At 74.0% G+C, this 16,508-nt stretch carries 23 protein-coding genes and 1 pseudogene; 9 read left to right on the top strand and 15 right to left on the bottom strand.

Going from position 1 to position 16,508, the window contains the following annotated elements; genetic code table 11:
* Nucleotides 1-310 precede the first annotated feature (310 nt).
* The gene (locus tag ACYP53_RS41340; RefSeq protein ID WP_459651242.1) at nucleotides 311-850 is read left to right on the top strand and encodes a DUF6817 domain-containing protein; all 540 of its coding nucleotides are present in this window, start codon (nucleotides 311-313) and stop codon (nucleotides 848-850) included.
* Nucleotides 851-946: 96 nt separating this feature from the next.
* Here ACYP53_RS41340 and ACYP53_RS41345 read toward each other — a convergent pair whose 3' ends face one another.
* The 7 genes and pseudogenes from ACYP53_RS41345 to ACYP53_RS41375 form a co-directional block, all read right to left on the bottom strand.
* Complete coding sequence (locus ACYP53_RS41345; protein ID WP_459651243.1) at nucleotides 947-1,147, bottom strand: DUF397 domain-containing protein; 201 nt, start codon at nucleotides 1,145-1,147, stop codon at nucleotides 947-949.
* Nucleotides 1,144-1,647: an NUDIX domain-containing protein gene (locus ACYP53_RS41350; RefSeq protein WP_459651244.1), complete on the bottom strand. Its 504-nt coding sequence runs from the start codon at nucleotides 1,645-1,647 to the stop codon at nucleotides 1,144-1,146. The genes ACYP53_RS41345 and ACYP53_RS41350 overlap by 4 nt, the downstream gene beginning before the upstream one ends.
* A gap of 136 nt (nucleotides 1,648-1,783) precedes the next feature.
* Nucleotides 1,784-1,987 (bottom strand): DUF397 domain-containing protein, encoded by a 204-nt coding sequence (locus tag ACYP53_RS41355; protein WP_459651245.1) that lies wholly within the window; start codon nucleotides 1,985-1,987, stop codon nucleotides 1,784-1,786.
* A gap of 175 nt (nucleotides 1,988-2,162) precedes the next feature.
* Complete coding sequence (locus ACYP53_RS41360) at nucleotides 2,163-2,741, bottom strand: DUF5919 domain-containing protein (protein ID WP_459651246.1); 579 nt, start codon at nucleotides 2,739-2,741, stop codon at nucleotides 2,163-2,165.
* A gap of 54 nt (nucleotides 2,742-2,795) precedes the next feature.
* Nucleotides 2,796-3,215: pseudogene (locus ACYP53_RS41365) on the bottom strand (XRE family transcriptional regulator); the annotation flags it as partial.
* 96 nt (nucleotides 3,216-3,311) lie between these two features.
* The gene (locus ACYP53_RS41370) at nucleotides 3,312-3,518 is read right to left on the bottom strand and encodes a DUF397 domain-containing protein (protein WP_459651247.1); all 207 of its coding nucleotides are present in this window, start codon (nucleotides 3,516-3,518) and stop codon (nucleotides 3,312-3,314) included.
* Nucleotides 3,508-4,344, bottom strand: coding sequence for a helix-turn-helix domain-containing protein (locus tag ACYP53_RS41375; protein WP_459651248.1), 837 nt, complete (start codon nucleotides 4,342-4,344; stop codon nucleotides 3,508-3,510). Before ACYP53_RS41375 ends, ACYP53_RS41370 begins: the two co-directional genes overlap by 11 nt.
* 116 nt (nucleotides 4,345-4,460) lie before the next feature.
* On the opposite strand from ACYP53_RS41375, the gene ACYP53_RS41380 reads away from it, so the two are divergent.
* From ACYP53_RS41380 to ACYP53_RS41395, 4 genes are all read left to right on the top strand, one after another.
* Entirely contained in the window at nucleotides 4,461-4,661 is a 201-nt protein-coding gene (locus tag ACYP53_RS41380; protein WP_459651249.1) for a hypothetical protein, read from the top strand.
* Nucleotides 4,661-4,909 (top strand): hypothetical protein, encoded by a 249-nt coding sequence (locus tag ACYP53_RS41385; RefSeq protein ID WP_189926820.1) that lies wholly within the window; start codon nucleotides 4,661-4,663, stop codon nucleotides 4,907-4,909. Before ACYP53_RS41380 ends, ACYP53_RS41385 begins: the two co-directional genes overlap by 1 nt.
* A gap of 75 nt (nucleotides 4,910-4,984) precedes the next feature.
* Nucleotides 4,985-5,452 (top strand): NUDIX domain-containing protein, encoded by a 468-nt coding sequence (locus tag ACYP53_RS41390; protein WP_189926818.1) that lies wholly within the window; start codon nucleotides 4,985-4,987, stop codon nucleotides 5,450-5,452.
* Between the two features lie 129 nt (nucleotides 5,453-5,581).
* Nucleotides 5,582-6,115, top strand: a complete 534-nt coding sequence (locus ACYP53_RS41395; protein ID WP_459651250.1) for a hypothetical protein — start codon at nucleotides 5,582-5,584, stop codon at nucleotides 6,113-6,115.
* A gap of 20 nt (nucleotides 6,116-6,135) precedes the next feature.
* On the opposite strand, the gene ACYP53_RS41400 is transcribed toward ACYP53_RS41395, so the two are convergent.
* Nucleotides 6,136-7,074, bottom strand: a complete 939-nt coding sequence (locus ACYP53_RS41400; RefSeq protein ID WP_459651375.1) for an NADP-dependent oxidoreductase — start codon at nucleotides 7,072-7,074, stop codon at nucleotides 6,136-6,138.
* 116 nt (nucleotides 7,075-7,190) lie between these two features.
* Between ACYP53_RS41400 and ACYP53_RS41405 the strand changes: the two genes are divergently transcribed.
* Nucleotides 7,191-7,601: a winged helix-turn-helix transcriptional regulator gene (locus ACYP53_RS41405; RefSeq protein WP_459651251.1), complete on the top strand. Its 411-nt coding sequence runs from the start codon at nucleotides 7,191-7,193 to the stop codon at nucleotides 7,599-7,601.
* 255 nt (nucleotides 7,602-7,856) lie between these two features.
* Here ACYP53_RS41405 and ACYP53_RS41410 read toward each other — a convergent pair whose 3' ends face one another.
* The 3 genes from ACYP53_RS41410 to ACYP53_RS41420 all read right to left on the bottom strand — a co-directional run bounded on the left by ACYP53_RS41410 (nucleotide 7,857) and on the right by ACYP53_RS41420 (nucleotide 9,813).
* Nucleotides 7,857-8,453 (bottom strand): AAA family ATPase, encoded by a 597-nt coding sequence (locus ACYP53_RS41410; RefSeq protein WP_459651252.1) that lies wholly within the window; start codon nucleotides 8,451-8,453, stop codon nucleotides 7,857-7,859.
* 257 nt (nucleotides 8,454-8,710) lie between these two features.
* Entirely contained in the window at nucleotides 8,711-9,232 is a 522-nt protein-coding gene (locus tag ACYP53_RS41415; protein ID WP_459651253.1) for a DUF6328 family protein, read from the bottom strand.
* 11 nt (nucleotides 9,233-9,243) lie between these two features.
* Nucleotides 9,244-9,813, bottom strand: a complete 570-nt coding sequence (locus ACYP53_RS41420) for a MarR family winged helix-turn-helix transcriptional regulator (protein ID WP_189924136.1) — start codon at nucleotides 9,811-9,813, stop codon at nucleotides 9,244-9,246.
* 49 nt (nucleotides 9,814-9,862) lie between these two features.
* On the opposite strand from ACYP53_RS41420, the gene ACYP53_RS41425 reads away from it, so the two are divergent.
* The 3 genes from ACYP53_RS41425 to fusA all read left to right on the top strand — a co-directional run bounded on the left by ACYP53_RS41425 (nucleotide 9,863) and on the right by fusA (nucleotide 13,925).
* Complete coding sequence (locus tag ACYP53_RS41425) at nucleotides 9,863-10,819, top strand: DMT family transporter (RefSeq protein ID WP_459651254.1); 957 nt, start codon at nucleotides 9,863-9,865, stop codon at nucleotides 10,817-10,819.
* 77 nt (nucleotides 10,820-10,896) lie between these two features.
* Nucleotides 10,897-11,379 carry a hemerythrin domain-containing protein gene (locus ACYP53_RS41430; protein ID WP_459651255.1) on the top strand — a complete coding sequence of 161 codons (483 nt, stop codon included), beginning with the start codon at nucleotides 10,897-10,899 and terminating at the stop codon, nucleotides 11,377-11,379.
* Between the two features lie 392 nt (nucleotides 11,380-11,771).
* Complete coding sequence (fusA, locus tag ACYP53_RS41435; protein ID WP_459651256.1) at nucleotides 11,772-13,925, top strand: elongation factor G; 2,154 nt, start codon at nucleotides 11,772-11,774, stop codon at nucleotides 13,923-13,925.
* A 71-nt stretch (nucleotides 13,926-13,996) separates the two neighbouring features.
* Here the strand turns inward: fusA and ACYP53_RS41440 are convergent, their stop codons facing one another.
* The 4 genes from ACYP53_RS41440 to ACYP53_RS41455 all read right to left on the bottom strand — a co-directional run bounded on the left by ACYP53_RS41440 (nucleotide 13,997) and on the right by ACYP53_RS41455 (nucleotide 16,495).
* A complete protein-coding gene (locus ACYP53_RS41440) occupies nucleotides 13,997-14,854 on the bottom strand; it encodes an NAD-dependent epimerase/dehydratase family protein (RefSeq protein WP_459651257.1) in 858 nt (285 codons plus the stop codon).
* Nucleotides 14,855-15,004: 150 nt separating this feature from the next.
* Nucleotides 15,005-15,376: an ArsR/SmtB family transcription factor gene (locus ACYP53_RS41445; protein WP_459651258.1), complete on the bottom strand. Its 372-nt coding sequence runs from the start codon at nucleotides 15,374-15,376 to the stop codon at nucleotides 15,005-15,007.
* Nucleotides 15,373-15,831 carry an SRPBCC domain-containing protein gene (locus tag ACYP53_RS41450; RefSeq protein ID WP_189924153.1) on the bottom strand — a complete coding sequence of 153 codons (459 nt, stop codon included), beginning with the start codon at nucleotides 15,829-15,831 and terminating at the stop codon, nucleotides 15,373-15,375. Before ACYP53_RS41450 ends, ACYP53_RS41445 begins: the two co-directional genes overlap by 4 nt.
* Before the next feature lie 133 nt (nucleotides 15,832-15,964).
* Complete coding sequence (locus ACYP53_RS41455; protein ID WP_229929135.1) at nucleotides 15,965-16,495, bottom strand: EF-hand domain-containing protein; 531 nt, start codon at nucleotides 16,493-16,495, stop codon at nucleotides 15,965-15,967.
* Between the last annotated feature and the right edge of the window lie 13 nt (nucleotides 16,496-16,508).

The following is a 16,508-nucleotide window of genomic DNA, read 5'->3' on the forward strand; positions in this document are numbered from 1 at the left end:
TCTACCCCGTGCTGACCGGACTCGAAGGCCTCGGCTGGTCCACCGCACGCCCCGAAGAAGAAGCCGAATGGCTTGCCGGGGCCCCACCCTGGATGCGGCCCCGGCGGCAGACGCACCTACTACCGCCTCACCTCGGAAGGCAGACGCGCCGCCCAGCACGTCCTCGCCACCCGCCAGCACACCCTGCCCCGCAGAACGCCACAGAACGATGAGACGAATCCGAGGACAGACCGATGAGACACCTTGCTGAATCCCCAGCTCAACCCAACCCACCGCGACAAGAGCAACCGGATCCTGCGGTGATGTCGCGATGACCGCGGAAGCACTGGCGATCCTGAAGGCGGCGGGAGCCGAGGGAATCGAACACCCCGGCGGAACACTGCTGGCGCACCTGCGGCGAGTCAGCGCCCTCCTCGCCTCGTGGGGCGCCCGCCCGGCGCTGGTGTCGGCCGGGCTGTGTCACGCGTTCTACGGGACGGACGGGTTCCCGGTCGCACTGCTGGACCTGGGGCGCCGGGCGGAACTGGTCGAGGCGATCGGCGCCGAGGCCGAAGCACTCGTCTACCTCTACGCCTCCTGCGACCGCGAGTCGTCCTACCGCGGGCTGACCGACACCCGAGGTACATTCGTCGACCGGTTCACCGGCACACCGATCCATCCAGGCCTCGAAGTGCGCCGGGACTTCGCCGAACTCACCGCCGCCAACGAGCTGGACATCGCCGCGATCAGCCCAGAGGTCCGCCTCCGCCACGGGGCGGACCTCCTCGACCTGTTCACCCGATGGCAGCCCCTGCTGTCCGAGCCGGCCTGGGCCCACTGCCGCAGCGTGCTGGACCAGGCCCACCACTGACCGTCCGACGTCACCTCGGCAGGCCCTCCCGAGCAGGCTGCGCGAGCGGAGTGGGAAGTCGGCGGGACCGACTTCCCACTCCGGGGTGAAGTAGGCCTACCGGGCGTCGAATTCGCCGGTGCGGACGGCGGTGACGAAGGACTGCCAGGCGGAGGGCGAGAAGGTGAGGCGGGGGCCGTCGGGGTCCTTGCTGTCCCGAACCCGGCCGGGGTGCGCGTCGTCCACTTCGACGCAGGCGCCACCGTCGTTGTTGCTGCGGCTGCTCTTGCGCCAAGTGCCGGGGCGGTTGCCGTTCACTTCGGGTGCCTCCTGGTCGGTCGGTGGAGTGGGAAGTCGGCGGGGCCGACTTCCTGTGCACGGTCGGTGAGGCGGTGGCCGTCGTGGGCGCGGATGTGGGGAGGGCCGGGGCGCAGGGCGTCGAGGACGCGGACGGCGTAGACCTCGCCCATGCGGTCGGCGACCTCGGCGGGGGTGAGCCAGGCGATGGCGGTGGACTCGGGGGAGAGCTGCTCGGTGCCGTCCTCGGGGTGGCAGCGGAAGACGAGGGCGACGACGCCACGAGCCGTGTTCTTGTAGACGCCGGTCAGTCGCTCCACGCCGACCTTGAGGCCGGTCTCCTCGTAGATCTCGCGGCGCAGGCCGTCCTCGACGGTCTCGGCGAGTTCGAGCACACCGCCCGGCGGCTCCCAGGTCCCGTTGTCGGCCCGGCGGATCGCCAGCACCCGCCCGTCCGCCCGCACGACCGCCCCCGCGACGGACACGGAGTGGAGGGGCGGTGGCGCGGCGCGGCTGCTCATGGCATGAGGGTAGGGAGTCCGAGGGCCCGGAACCAGAACGCCCCGCCGCCCGGCCCGGGCGGCGGGGCGAAGACAACCGGGCCTCGGCTTCAGCGGGTGCGCGCGGTGCCGTCGGGCCGGATGGCAGTGATCGGGATCAGCTGATGCCGAATTCGCCGGCGCGGACGGCGGTGACGAAGGACTGCCAGGCGTCGGCGGAGAAGAGGAGCGCCGGGCCGTCGGGGTCCTTGGAGTCGCGTACGGGCATGACGTTCGGGAGGCCAGGAGCGACCTCGACGCACTGGCCTCCGTCGCTGCTGTAGGTGCTCTTGCGCCAAGTGCCGGGGTGGTCGCCGTTCACTTCGGGTGCCTCCTGGTCGGTCGGTGGAGTGGGAAGTCGGCGGGGTCGACTTCCTATGCGGGATGTTCGGGGGCGGTGAGGTGGTGGCCGTCGTGCGAACGAGGGTAGGGAGCCGAGGACCCGGGAGCCAGAACGCCCCGCCGCCCGGTGCGGGCGGCGGGGCGGCGAAACCCGGTCAGTTGCGGGCGGTCGTTGGGATGTCGCTTCCCCGGGACCATAGTTCCTCGATGTGCTCGGCGAAGCGGTCGAACATGCCGTTCTCCTCGCTGCGCCGCAGGTGCATCAGCGGGGAGTCGTGGCCGACGGTGCGGGCGAGGTGGGGGGTGACGAGCGCGTGCTCGTCGAAGCGGAACACCGAGAGGCCGACGTGGTTCGGTCCGTCCTCGGCGGCACTGAAACGGGCCTCGATGCCCGGGGCGTCGGAGAGCTTGGCGAGGTTCTCCAGGGTGACCCCGATCCGGGTGGACACTGTGAGGGCCACGTCCTCGATCTGCTCACGCCGGCGCGTCGTGTCGGAGCCGGGGGCGCCGAGGAGGAAGCGGATGCGGCAGCCGCTCTCGGCCTTGCGCCGCAAGGTCTGCAGGAGGGCGGGCTGCTCCAGCCAGACGAAGTAGTTGGTGTACCCGGCGAGGAAGACCTCGGACCGGGCCCCGGCGATCAGCTGCGCCCACACCGACCGAGGGCAGGCCGACCGGTACGGGTAGACGGCGAACACCTCGCGGTCGTGCCCGGTTTTGATGTTGGACCGGATCACCGTTCAACACCCCCTGAGGTCGCGGCGTGGGCGGCGGGGCAAGGGCGCGACCCGTTACTCACCGGGCGGTGAGCTGTACCGGGTCAGCGTGTCGTCCGTCGTGGACTTGTCGAGCAGCCGCAGATCCCACGGCCCCGTGTTCACATCGGATTCCTTTCCGAAGCCGACCCACTTGCCGGCCATGCGCCGCCCGGTCGGGTCGATCAGCAGCTGGAGGGCTCCGTGGTACCGGGCGCCCTGGTAGTAGCCGTCGGGCGCGGTCTGCTCGACCCAGGTGCCGGTGACGACGTTCCGGTCGACGGTCAGGTCGAAGGTCAGCGGGGAACCGGGGTTGGACGACGCGTCGGGCAACGAGTGCCCTGAGATGCGGTTCCCGTGCTGCGTGAGGACGACGTGGTGCAGCCCGGTGAACGTGTCGTCGCGGCCGCTGCTGAAGAACTCGTAACGGCTCAGCCAGATCCCGGAGTGACTCTCGCCCGGCTTGTCATCGGCCATGTCGGGTCCTCCTGGGCGGTGTCGGACGGCCGTGCGCCGCCGCCCCGAGGCGGGGCGGCGGCGCACAGGCAAGGTTCAGTTGGCGCCGAACTCGCCGGTGCGGACAGCGGTGACGAAGGACTGCCAGGCGGAGGAGGGGAAGACGAGGGCCGGGCCGCTGGGGTCCTTGGAGTCGCGGACCGGGACGATGCCGGTGAAGCTGTCTGCCACCTCGACGCATTGGCCGCCCTGTCCACTGTGCGTGCTCTTGCGCCAGTGAGCGCCGGATAGGTCAAGGTGCACTTTCAAATTCCTTCCGTACCGCGCGGATCAGCTCAAGCGACGCGGCCAGTGGCAGCGCCTCAACTTGCAGCCGATCGTACTCCCTGGCCCAGCCCGCAAGGGTTTCCGCGTCGCGCTCCAGAAAGCCTCGGTGGTGGGTCTCCGAGTAGCCGAGAAGCGACCGGTTCGGCATCGTGAGGATCGTCACCGGGTGTGAGAACGGCCGGTTCTCTCCAAGGCTGATCGGCGCTACCTGGATGGTCATGTTCGGCTGGCTCGCCAGATCCTCCAGGTGGGCCAACTGGCGTGCCATCACGGCTCGTCCACCGATCGGGCGTCGCAGGCACCATTCGTCGAGTACAACGTGGATGAAGGGCGGAGACGCTCGACGGATCCGTTCCTGGCGGGTGAGGAGGAACCGCATACGTTCGTCGGCTTGCTGCTGAGTAACCGTGCCCCGCCTGACCGGAGCCTGCTCGTAGGCGGCCGCGTACTCGGGGGTCTGAAGGAGTCCTGCAATGACTCCGACCTCGAATAGCCGGAGTGCGATGGCTTCGGCTTCCTGCTCGGCGTACTCGGGGAATCCCTCTATCAAGATGCTGTGTTCGAGCTGGTCGAGCATCAGGGAGAGCGTGCCGCCGGTCTTGAGTTCCGTGTCCGTGACGTCGACGAAACGGCGGCTCGGCCGCCGGACTCCGCGTTCGATGCTGGAGACGTAGGAGCCGGAGTAGGAGATGACTTTCCCGAACTTGACCTGCGTCATCCCGGCCGCGTCGCGGAAGCGGCGGAGCTGCACGCCGAGGGGTGCGTAGGGCGATGACGTGGGGTCAAGATCCTTACGGTTCATGAAGCTTCCCAACTGAACCACGCTGAACTGGCGACTTCAGATGCTTCCCTACGCGGGGATCTCTCCGCAACCCTTTCCCTACAGAAAGTGAATGCTCGATCACAGAAGGTCATTCCATGGATAATCACAAAACTCCCCGGCTCCACGGGTACGGGGTGCGGTTCGACCCCGAGGTGCAGCGCTACCGGGTGCGCAACGAGATCACGGGGGAGTGGCTGCGCCAGGACTCCGGTGAGCTGGCCTCCTTCGTCTTCTTCGGGGAGGCGTACAGCGCCTGGAAGGTGTTCGAGGTTCACCCGAGGCCGGGGGAGGCGTGATGTCCTCGATCCTCTCCCGCATCACCGCCGAGCAGCGCAGGCGGGCTGCCTCCGTCGTGGACGACCTGGTGTCCGTACTCGCCCTTGGTGGGGTGAAGTTGCCGTCCGTCTCCGTGGATTGGGAGTACGGGCGGCGGACGGGGAACTACCTGGTGCAGCTCGGGTCGGCCCGGCCCCTCGACCTTCTGCGCATCGTGGACCTCCTCCGTAAGGGGCTGCGGTACGAGCGCCTCACGCATGACGACTGACCTTCTCGCCCGTCTGCTCTGGTGGGCGGGCTTCTCCCTCATCCTCCTCGCCGCCCTCAGGAAGTGAGCTCCCCGATGCGCGACCCCCGTCTCCTCGCCAAGCCGCCGGTGTGCCGGCTGGGCTGCCTCGTCCTCGTCCGCAACCGGCGCGGGGACGTCCTCCTGGTCGACCCGGACTACATGGACGGCCTCATCCTCCCCGGCGGCGCCGCGAAGCCCAACGAGCCGCCGCAGCTCGCCGCCGCCCGGCACCTGCACGCCGAGACCGGGCTGCACCTGCGCCTGACCGACATCCTCGCCGTCGACTTCACCCCCGCCGACCGCTACCTGGAGCGCCTGAACCTGGTCTTCGACGGCGGCACCGTCCGCGACGCCACCCGCCTGACCGTCCCGCCGCAGCACAAGTCCGGGCTGCTCGGCGCCCGCTTCGTCCCCGTCCGTGACCTCCCCGCCCACATGGCGCCCGCCCAATTCGCCCGCGTCACCGAGGCGTTGGCCAACCGCACGCTGCCCGCGCTCCTGCACGGCCAGCGCGCCGCCTGATCGACCGTTTCCCTTTGACCCGCGCCGCAGGTGGGGGCTCGAACCGCAGATAGCCTGCCGGCGAGCGGGTAGGACACGGTGAGCGTCGACGCGGCGATGCTGCCGGGAGGGGGAACTGTGAGGGGTGTGGTGGCTGCCGCGCGGGCGGCGGCCGTGGTCGTCGCCACCTGGCTGGCGCTGATCGTGCTGATGGTGCTGGTGGGACTGCTTCTGCCGGGCCCCCGGCCCCACGGCGCCCTCTGGTCCACGGTCCTCGCGCTGTGGCTGCTCGCGCTGTTCATCGGGCCGCTGGTCGCCTGCCTCGCGTTGCGCCGCTGGATCGCCGGCAGCCGGGCGGGCAGTCGGGCCGGGAGTCCGGATGCACCGCTTCCTCCTGGGCCTGGGCCGTACACCCATGCCTGGCAGGACGCGCCGCCGTCCGGCGGCCACACGTGGCGGGCGGACGCGTCACCTCCTCCGCGTCCTCCGCAGCCCGACGAGCAGAGGCAGGAGAGGCGATCCGAGGCCCCGCGTGCCGCGGAGGACCCGGACGCGGAGGCTCGTCGGCGACGAGCCCGCGCGGATGCCGAGCGCAAGCGTGCGGCGGCCGAGCGGGCGCGCAAGGAGGAGGACCGACGACGACGGGCGCGCAACCGCCGGCGGCGCGAAGGGGGCGGGCGGTAACCGACGAGTCGCCTGACCCCTCAGGGCGTCAGTACCAGGCGCCCGCGCAGTCCGCCCGCCGCCAGGCGTTCGTGCGCCTCGCGAGCCCGCTCCAGCGGCAGGGTGTCCGCTACCCGCAGGGTGAGCCGGCCCTCGCCCGCGAGGGCGGCGAGCCCGGCCAGGGCGGGGCCGTCGGCGGTGATCCACACGTTGGCCACCCGGATGCCGCGCAGCCCCACCGGTTCGCTGCCGCCCGCGACCGCCACGAACGCCCCGCGGCCGCGTACCGCGCCAAGGGCCCGTACTCCCAGCAGGGCCGCGTCGACCGCGCCGTCGACCCCGCCGGGCACCAACTCCCGTACGGCCGCGGCCACATCGTCCGCCGTGCGCGGCACGAACCACTGCGCGCCGAGCGCGCGAACCAGCGTCTCGTCGCCCTCCCCGGCCAGTGCCGCCACCCGCAGGCCGCGTTGCGCGGCGAGTTCGACGGCGAAGCCGCCGACCGCGCCCGCCGCGCCGGTGACCAGCACGGTGGAGCCGGCGGGCAGGTCGAGGAGGTCGAGGGCCTGCAGGGCGGTGAGACCGTTCAGGGGCAGGGTCGCGGCCCGCTCGAAGGAGACGGAGGCCGGCAGGGGCGCGAGGGCGCCGGCGTCCAGGACGATGTGCTCGGCGTAGGCGCCGAGGTCCACGTCCAGGCGGTCGCGCAGGCCCACCACCCGCTGTCCGGGCGCGAATCCGGTGACCCCGGGGCCGACGGCGTCCACCACCCCCGCCACGTCCCAGCCGATGCCCGTCACCGCCCGGGGCGCCATCAGCCCGGCCCCGGCGAGCACCCCGGCGCGGGTGACCGCGTCCACCGGGTTGACCCCGGCCGCCGCCACCCGCACCCGCACCTGCCCGCGACCGGGCTCCGGCAGCGCCACCTCGACCAGCTCCAGCGCCTCCGGACCGCCGAACTCCCGCACCACCACGGCACGCACCACACCACACTCCTTCAGACGGAACCAGGGGAACGCCGCCCAACCTAAGGAGAGCTACTCTCCGACGGGAAGCACGCACCCGAAGGTGCGTACCGAACGGCAAGGAGAGCGAGCCCGTGCCCACCATGACCGCCGCCCAGCGCCGCGCCGCCGACGCGGCCGGCTTCGACGCCTACCTCGCCGAGTGCCCGGCCCGCCAACTCCTGGACCGCATCGGGGACAAATGGACCAGCCTGGTCGTCAACGCCCTCGCCGACGGGCCGCGCCGCTACAGCGACCTGCGCCGGCGCCTGTCCGGGGTGAGCGAGAAGATGCTCACCCAGACCCTGCGCGCCCTGGAACGCGACGGCCTGCTCACCCGCACCGTCACCGGCGGCGTCCCGGCCCGCGTGGACTACGAACTCACCGCGCTCGGACGGGACTTGCTGCCGCTGATGCGGGCCATCAAGGCGTGGGCGGAGTCCCACATGCCGCAGGTGCTGGACGCGCGGGCCGCCTACGACGGCGGGCAGGGCGCGCGGGGTTGAGCCGTGGCGCCGGGACGGCCGCTTTCGGGTGATCGACGGCGCGATGCCCGTCGGCGGACGGAGGCGTGTGGGACGTTCGCGAACGGTACGTCCGGCAGCAGGACAGGGAGCGGGTGAGCCGCGTCCTGCGCCGTCGCGTAGGGCGTCACGGCACACCGCCCGCAGCTGCTCGCGGCCGCGTCGGCCCGCAGGCGGACGAGCCGGCGGGCCGACACGCGTGCGGGGCGAGGCGGTGGGGAGCGTGCCCCGGGGGCCTCAGGCCAGGGTGGCGGCGAGGCGTTCGGGGAGGGTGGGGTAGGGGCGGCAGTCGACGACGGGCAGGGCGTGGGCGGTGGCCTGGGCGGCGAGCCAGGCGGAGTAGCGGGCGCTGACGGCGGCGCGTTCGGGCTGGGGGCCGTCGTCGGGCTCGCGGTCGGCGTAGTTGGCGGCGATGCGGTGCGGGTCGCCCTCGTGGAGGAAGACCGCCCTCACCCGCCGGCCCCGCGCGGCGGCCTCGGCGGCGGCGCGGGCGGCGGCGGCCGGGGTGAGGTAGTCGCCCTCGACGATCGCGGGCACGTCGACGGTCAGCCGGTTGCGTACGACGCCGAGCAGGGCGTCGTCCAGGGCGTGGGCGGTGGCGATCTGCAGCTCCAGGACGCGTTCGGCGCTCAGGGCCCGGTCGGGGGCGGTGAAGTGGTGGAGTCCGGGGTGGGTGGCCGCGGTGGTGGCGGCCTGCAGGGCGGCGACGACGTCGTCGAACTCCACGGTGAACGCCCCGTGCCGGGCGGCGAGGCGGGCGGCGGCGCGGCTCTTGCCGGTTCCGGAGGCGCCGCCGATCAGCAGGACGTCCCAGGGGGTGTCGTCGGTGTGCATACCGTCACGGTAGGCGGCGGGGGTACGGACGGGCCCGGTGGGGGTACGGACGGGCCCGACAGGGGGCCGGTAAGCGGTCCGGGGGGTGGGTGGGCTCTAGGGGGCGGGGGAGGCGGCACGGGGTGCGGCCTTCCCGGCCCGGCCCCCGGCGTCGGCAGCCGGCCCAAGGCCCGGTCCGTCGTCCGCCGCCCGCGTTCCCCGCGCGGGCGGCGGAAACGGACGGCCCCCGGCGGCCGGGTGTGGCCGGCCGGGTGCGGTCAGCTGCTGTCGTGGGTGGTGGCGCGGCGTACGGCCCAGGGCAGGACGAACCACAGGGTGGCGAAGATCAGCGCGATGAGGCAGGTGATCGGCACCGCGACCGCCGTGCCGAGGACGACGTCGAGGACCAGCAGGACGGCGCCGCTCAGGGCGGCGGCGAGCAGCAGCAGGCCGGCCTGGGCGATGCGGGCGGAGACGGTGACGATCCGTTCCTTGCCGGGGTGGCGGTACAGGCCGCGGTGCAGGGCGACGGGGGTGGCCAGGACGGCCGCGGCGACGACGGCCAGCAGCAGGGTGGCGACGTAGACGTCCTGCTGGGCGTCGGTGAGTGTGGCGAAGCGCGGGGTGAAGGCGACGCCGAGGAGGAAGGCGAAGACGATCTGTACGCCGGTCTGCAGCACCCGCAGTTCCTGCAGCAGTTCCACCAGGCGCCGGTCGGCCCGTACGGCGGGGTTCTCCCAGCCGGGCGGGGGCGGGGCGGCGGGCGGCGGGGAGTCCGGGGGAGGCGGCGCGCTGGTCATGGGTCAGCTTCTCACCCCGCGCGGCGGTCCGGCTGCCCGGTGCCGTCCAGGCGGGTCTGCCAGGCGGTGAGCAGGGTCTGGAGGGCGGCGGCCTCCTCGGGGGCGAGGTGGGCGAGCAGGCGGTGCTCGTTGCGCATGTGGGCGGTGAACGCCTCGTCGATCAGGCGCCGGCCGGCGTCGGTGAGGGCGACCACGCGCCCGCGCCGGTCGTCCTCGGCGGGGCGGCGGGTGACCAGCCCGGCGCGTTCCAGGCGGTCGATCCGCTTGGTCATCGCGCCGGTGGTGACCATGGTGTGCGCGGCGAGTTCGCCGGGGGCGCGCTCGTAGGGGGCGCCGGCGCGGCGCAGCGCGGCGAGGACGTCGAACTCGCCCTCGCCGAGGCCGTAGCGCTGGTAGACGAGGGTGAGTTCGGCGGTCAGGCGGTCGGCGAGGCGGTGCAGGCGGCCGATGACGGCCTGCGGGGAGACGTCGAGGTCGGGGCGTTCGCGCTGCCACTCGGCCTGGATCTGCGCGACGTGGTCGACGGGGTCGACAGGGGCGGGGTGGCCACCGCGCCGGTCGGGGTGCTCGGGGTGCTCCATGGCGTCCAGTGTAGCGCGGGTAGCTTCCAGGGAAGCTATATTGTCTTCCATGGAAGCCAATGCGCGCTGGGTGCTGCCGACCGCCCTCGCCCCGCTCGCCTGGGGCGCCAACTACCACGTGACCCACGCCTACCTGCCCGCCGACCGCCCGCTCTGGGGCGCCGTCCTGCGCGCCCTGCCCGCCGGCCTGCTGCTGCTCGCCCTCGCCCGCCGCCGACCGCACGGCGCCTGGTGGTGGCGCAGCGCCCTGCTCGGACTGCTCAACACCGCCGTCTTCTTCGTCCTGCTCTACCTCGCCTCCCAGCTGCTGCCCACCAGCGCCGCCGCCACCGTCATGGCCGCCTCCCCGCTCGCGATGCTGCTCACCGCCTGGGCCCTGGCCGGACGGCGCCCGCGCCGCGCCCACCTGACCGGGGCACTGGTCGGGCTGGCCGGGGTCGCGCTGACCCTGCTCGGCACCGGCGGCGCGATCGGCTGGCCGGGCCTGGCCGCCTCGGCCGGGGCGATGCTGGTCTCCTCCGTCGGCTACGTCCTCGCCGCCCGCTGGCGCGAGGGCGCCGACCCGCTGGCCGCCACCGCCTGGCAGCTGAGCGCCGGCGGCCTGATGCTGCTGCCGCTCGCCGCGGCCGCCGAGGGCCCGCCCCCGGCGGTGGACACCCCCGCCCTGCTCGCCTTCGGCTACAGCACCCTGATCGCCACCGCCCTCGCCTTCACCTGCTGGTTCGCCGGACTGCGCCACCTGCCGGCCGGGACGGTGGGCCTGCTCGGACTGCTCAACCCGATGGCCGGGGTGCTGCTGGGCACCGCGCTGGACGGCGACCCGTTCGGGCTGCGGCAGGGGCTGGGCCTGGCGCTGGTCGCGGCCGGGATCCTCCTCGGACGCCCGCGCGGCCGGGCCGCGGAGCCCGCACCCGTCGAGCGGACCGAGGAGCCCGCACCCGTCGAGCGGACCGAGGAGGCCGGGCAGACCGAGGGGGCGCGCTTGCCCGGGGGCCGGACGGCATGATCTGCTGGCGCCAGCATCGCGTGCCGGTGACGGACCGCGTCAGGCATGGAGGTGCGGAACCGAAGGGACCGCCACCCGTGGCCTCCCCCGTGAACGGCCGTACGGCCGCTCTCAGTCTTCAACTCTCCCGCGCGCACCAGGACTTGCGACGCCGCCTCACCGACGTGCGCACCAACCTCGGCCGACGCCCGGACGACGGCACGCTCCTCACCCACTGCCTGGCCTTCTGCACCGCCCTGACCAACCACCACCAGGGCGAGGATGACGGCCTCTTCGCCCAACTCCTGCGTGAACGGCCCGACTTGGCGCCGACCGTCGCCAAACTCGTCGAGGACCACGGATTCATCGCCGCCATCCTCACCCGGGTCCGCGACCTCGCCGAACAGGCCGCCGCCGCGCCGGGTACCGACCTGGAGGCCGTCGGGCGTGAACTCGACGGACTGGCCGCCATCATGGACTCCCACTTCGGCTACGAGGAACGGGCCATCTCCGCCGCCCTCGACGCCGGGGTGCCCGACGACGGCTGGTCCGAACCGGTCCTGCGCTTCAGGGCGCCGTAAAGACCCGGCGCCGGGTCTTTACGCCGTAAAGATCCGGCCCCGTAAAACCCCTCGCCCCGCGAGGCCCGTCCTCCCTACACTCGCCACGCAGCCGCGCTCCGACGCGCGGCCCACCGTGCCGATGAACGAGACAGACGAGAGAGAGGGGTGAGCGGCCGTGCCGAAGCAGAGCGCCGCCGCCCCCTCTCCCGCCTCCCGGTACGAGGTGATCCTGGTGTCCCCGTCCTCCCGGTGCCCGCTGCGCGGCCGGCACCGGAGCAGCGCCGCCACCGTCTGAACCACGCCCTCGCCCGGCCCGCAAAGGCCTTGCCGGGAACCGCACATGACGGTCCGCGGGCGCTGCACGATCGCGCGCCCACCCGCAGGAGAACGCCTCGAAAGGCACCCGGGCCATGCGCACCGACACCACCACCAGCACCAGCACCCGTACGACCGCCACCGCCACCGCGACCACCGCCGCCGCGACCGCCGCCATCGCCGAGGTCCGCAACCTCGGCATCCTCGCCCACGTCGACGCCGGCAAGACCACCGTCACCGAGCGGATCCTCTACCTCACCGGCACCACCCACAAGCGCGGCGAGGTCCACGACGGCACCACCGTCACCGACTTCGACCCCCAGGAACGCGACCGCGGCATCACCATCTTCGCCGCCGCCGTCAGCTGCGCCTGGGCCGGGCACCGGATCAACCTCATCGACACCCCCGGCCACGTCGACTTCGCCGACGAGGTCGAACGCTCCCTGCGTGTCCTGGACGGCGCGGTGGCGGTGTTCGACGCGGTCGCCGGCGTCGAGCCGCAGAGCGAGTCCGTCTGGCGCCAGGCCGAACGCCACGGTGTGCCCCGCATCGCGTTCGTCAACAAGCTCGACCGCGCCGGCGCCGACCTGGACGCCGCCGTCGCCTCGATCCGCGAACGCCTGCACCCGCGCCCGCTCGCCGTCCAACTCCCCATCGGCACCGAGGAGTCGTTCACCGGCGTCGTCGACCTGCTGCGCCTGCGCGCGCTCACCTGGCACGACGACGGCACCCCCGCCCCCGAAGGCCCGGTGCCCGCCCACCTCGCGGCGCAGGCCGCCGAGCGCCGCCGCGCCCTGGAGGAGGCCGTCGCCGAACTGAACCCCGAGGCCCTGGAGGAGTTCTGCACCCACGGGAGCGTCACCGCCGCCACCCTCGCCACCGCCCTGCGCGAACTCACCCGCACCGGCGAGGCCGTGGTCGTGCTGTGCGGCTCCGCCTACCGCAACCGCGGCATCGAACCCCTCCTGGACGCCGTCGTCGCCTACCTGCCCTCCCCGCTCGACCTCCCGCCGGTCCGCGCCGCCGAGGGAACAGGCACCGCCGACGCGACCGACCCCGCCGACCGCGCCCAGGAGCGCGCCGCCGACCCCCGACAGCCCCTGACCGCCCTGGCGTTCAAGGTCGTCGCGGCCCCCACCGGCCGCCTCACCTACCTGCGCCTGTACGCCGGCACCCTGCACAAGGGAGCGACCGTGCTCGACACCACCACCGGCCGCACCGAACGCGTCGCCCGCATCCTGCGGGTGATGGCCGACCGCCACACCGAGACCGACCACGCCCGCGCCGGCGACATCGTCGCCGTCATCGGCCCCAAGGCCGCCCGCGTCGGCGCCACCCTCTGCGACCCCGACCACCCGATCCGCCTGGAGGCACCCGTGAGCGCCGAACCCGTCGTCACCGTCGCCGTCGAGGCCCGCCGCGCCACCGACACCGACAAGCTCACCGCCGCCCTCGCCCGCCTCGCCGAGGAGGACCCCTCGCTGCGCCTGGCCACCGACCCCGAGACCGGGCAGCGCACCCTGGCGGGGCTGGGCGAACTGCACCTGGAGGTGGCGATGGAGAAGGTGCGGCGCGACAGCGGCGTCGAGGCGGTCACCGGAGCGCCGAAGGTCGCGCTGCGCGAGGCCCTGGTGGAGGGCGTGCGCGGCTTCGTGTACCGGCACGCCAAACAGGACGGCGGCGCGGGCCAGTTCGCCCACCTCGTCCTGGACGTCCAGCCGCTCGCGCAGGACGAGGGGGAGGGGTTCGTGTTCGCCTCCACCGTCACCGGCGGGCGGGTGCCGCGCGAGTACGTGCAGGCCGTCGAGGCGGGCTGCCGCGACGCGCTGACCGAGGGGCCGCTGGGCGGGCACCCGGTCACCGGCGTCGCGGTCACCCTCACCGACGGGGCCACCCACCCCAAGGACTCCTCCGAGCTCGCCTTCCGCACCGCCGCCCGCCTCGGACTGCGCGAGGCGCTGCGGGCCGGGCGGATGCGGCTGCTGGAACCGGTCGCGGAGGTGACGGTCACCGTGCCCGAGGACGCGCTGGGCACCGTCCTGGGCGACCTCGCCGCCCGGCGCGGCCACGTCCGGGCCACCACGGCCGGACACGGCACCACCGCGCAGGTGAGCGCGCTGGTACCGCTGGCCGAACTGTTCGGCTACGCGGGCCGCCTGCGCGGCCGCACCCAGGGCCGGGGCACCTTCACCACCCGCCCGGCCGGCTACGCGCCCGCGCCGGCGAGCGGGCCGGTGAACGCCGGCTGACACCGGGGCGCCCGGCCCTCCCGGACGACGGGAGGGCCGGGCGCCGCGCGGCTACGCCGTCACCGTCACCGTTACAGCGCGCCGGCCTCCGCGGCCGACCAGGCCGACGGGTACAGCGGGCGCCAGCCGAGGTCGCGGCGCGCCGCTGCCGTCGACATCTGCCCCTCCCACGGGTCGAACGGCGTCTGCGCCGAAGTGCCCGGGTGGGTACGGCCGTTGAGCTCGTGGACGTCCCAGGCGGTCAGCGGCGCGTCGTCGCCGACGTTGTAGGTGCGTCCTTCGATGCCGGGCGCGGTCAGGGCCCGCCACAGGGCCTGCGCGACGTCCGCGTGGTGCACCACGGCCAGGCGCTGGTGCGCGGGCCAGGTGGCCGCCCACTGCGCCGCCTGCGCGAGGTGCGGGTCGCCCTCGCCGTACACGAACGCCAACCGGGCGACCACCAGCGGCAGTTCGTCGCCCAGGGCGCGCAGTCCGGCCTCGGCCTGCGCCTTGGACGCCGCGTACACGCCCCACGCCGGGTGCGGCGCCAGCCGGTCGTCCTCGACGGCCGGGCGTCCCAGCTCCCGCCCGTAGACCAGGTTGGTGCTGGTGTGGACGAACCGGGCCACCCCCGCCTTCGCCGCCTGGCGGCCCAGCGCCACCGCGGCGTCCCGGTTGACCGCCCACGCGTCCTCGTCCGGCACCCCGCGCAGCGCCGCCGCGACGTTCAGCACCGTGTCGGCCCCCTCCAGGGCCTTTGCCCGGTCGGCCTCTTCGGTCAGGTCGCCGGCCACCACCTGCGCGCCGAGCGCGGCCAGGGGGGCTGCCTTCCGCTCGTCGCGCACCAGCACCCGGACCGAGGAGCCCTGCGCCCCGGCCCACCGCAGCAGCCGCGGCACCAGCCGGGTGCCCACGGAACCGGTCGCGCCCGTCACCAGGATCGTCGTCATGGTCTGTCTCCTTCGGGAAGTCGCTGTCCTTCGACACCCACAACCCTGCCCGCGGCGCGCTCGGCGCGGCAGAGACCTCCCGAACCAGGGACCGCCGGTCCCTGGTTCGGGCCGGCGGCCGGGCCGGCGTCCGGGACGGCCGGCGCGGCCTCACGGCGCAGTGCCCTCCTCCTCGGACAGCTCCTCGGACAGCTCCTTGATCGCGTCCAGGCGCTCCTCCCACCGGGCGGCGAGGGCGTCCATCCACCGGGTCGTGCGCCGCAGCGGCCGCAGGTCGGCCTCGTAGCGGACCTCGCGGCCGGCCCGGCGGGCGCGCACCAGCCCGGCGCGGCCGAGGACGGCCAGGTGCTTGGCGACCGCCTGGCGGGTGACGGGCAGCCGTGCCGCCAGCGAGGTCGCCGTCGAGCCGCCTTCGAGGGCGAGGGCGGTCAGCACGTCCCGGCGGACCGGGTCGGCGAGGGCCACCAGGACGTCCTCGGGGACCGGTTCGGGAGCGGGGCCGCCCTCAGGGGCGCGGGTCACGCCGGAATCTGTTCGCAGTCCGCGGCCAGCCGGTCGAGCTTGCCGGGCCAGTTCAGGGTGTTGGCGCGGTGCCGGTCGGCGGCCTGGCCGGCGGGCAGGCCGAGGCGGGCGAAGCCGCTCTCGACCATGGTGAGCCGGGTGCCGGCGGTGGAGCCGTCCGCGGTCAGGGTGAACTCGACCAGGGTGGCGTCGGTGTCGCCCGGCTCCTGTCCGGCGGCGCCCTGGGACCACCGCCAGGACAGGGTGTGCGGCGGTTCGACCCGCTGGAGGCGGGCGGGGATGGTGCCGTGGACGCCGTGGTCGAAGACCAGGAGGCCGCCGGGGCGCAGGTCGACCTCGACCGGCGCGCCGCTGCCGAACCAGCGGCCGAGGAACGCCGGTTCGGTCAGGACGGACCAGACCCGCTCCCTGGGGGCGTTGATCATGACGGTGCGTTCGATCGTGTCGGGGATCACGGGCAGCCTCACTTCGTCGTCATCCGGATGCGCAACTCCAAGGTTGCACACCCGGAACCCCATGCGCAACCGTACGGTTGCGTGAAGCGGTCGGCCGGCCGACCGCCAGGCCGCCGGGGCGCGGGTCGACCGGTCAGCGGGCGGACAGTTCCCGCGGGTCCGGGCGGTCCTGGCCGTAGGCGCCGGCCATGGGGGAGGCCCCGGTGGTGAGGAAGTCGTGGATCGCGGCCAGGTAGGCGGCGCGCGCCACCGTGCCGAGCCCGTCCGGGTCGAGGGCGTCGAACGCGGCGTCCGCCCCCTCGGCCGGGTTGCCGCTGGTGGTGCGCAGCCGGGTGAACTCCGGGCGGGTCAGGCGCCCGTCGCCGTCACCGTCGGCGAGGTCGAACAGCGAGCCGAGGGCGGGCCGGCAGGTCGACTCGAAGGCCTCGTGGCCGGCCCAGTCGCGGTACTCCTCGAAGGTCACGCCGCCGTCCCCGTCGCCGTCCATCTGCCCGAACACCTCCCGGTGGGCACCGAGGGCCGCGGCGACCAGCGGGTCCCGGTCGCCGCGCCCGAAGGCCGCGGCCGCCCGGTCGACCCGGGCGAGGTACTCGTCCCGCGTGATCACGCCGTCGCCGTCGCTGTCCAGCATCGCGAAGATGCGCCGCTTCGCCGTGTCCGACATCTCGTCACCGTCC

The organism is Kitasatospora sp. Ki12 (genome assembly GCF_054601375.1).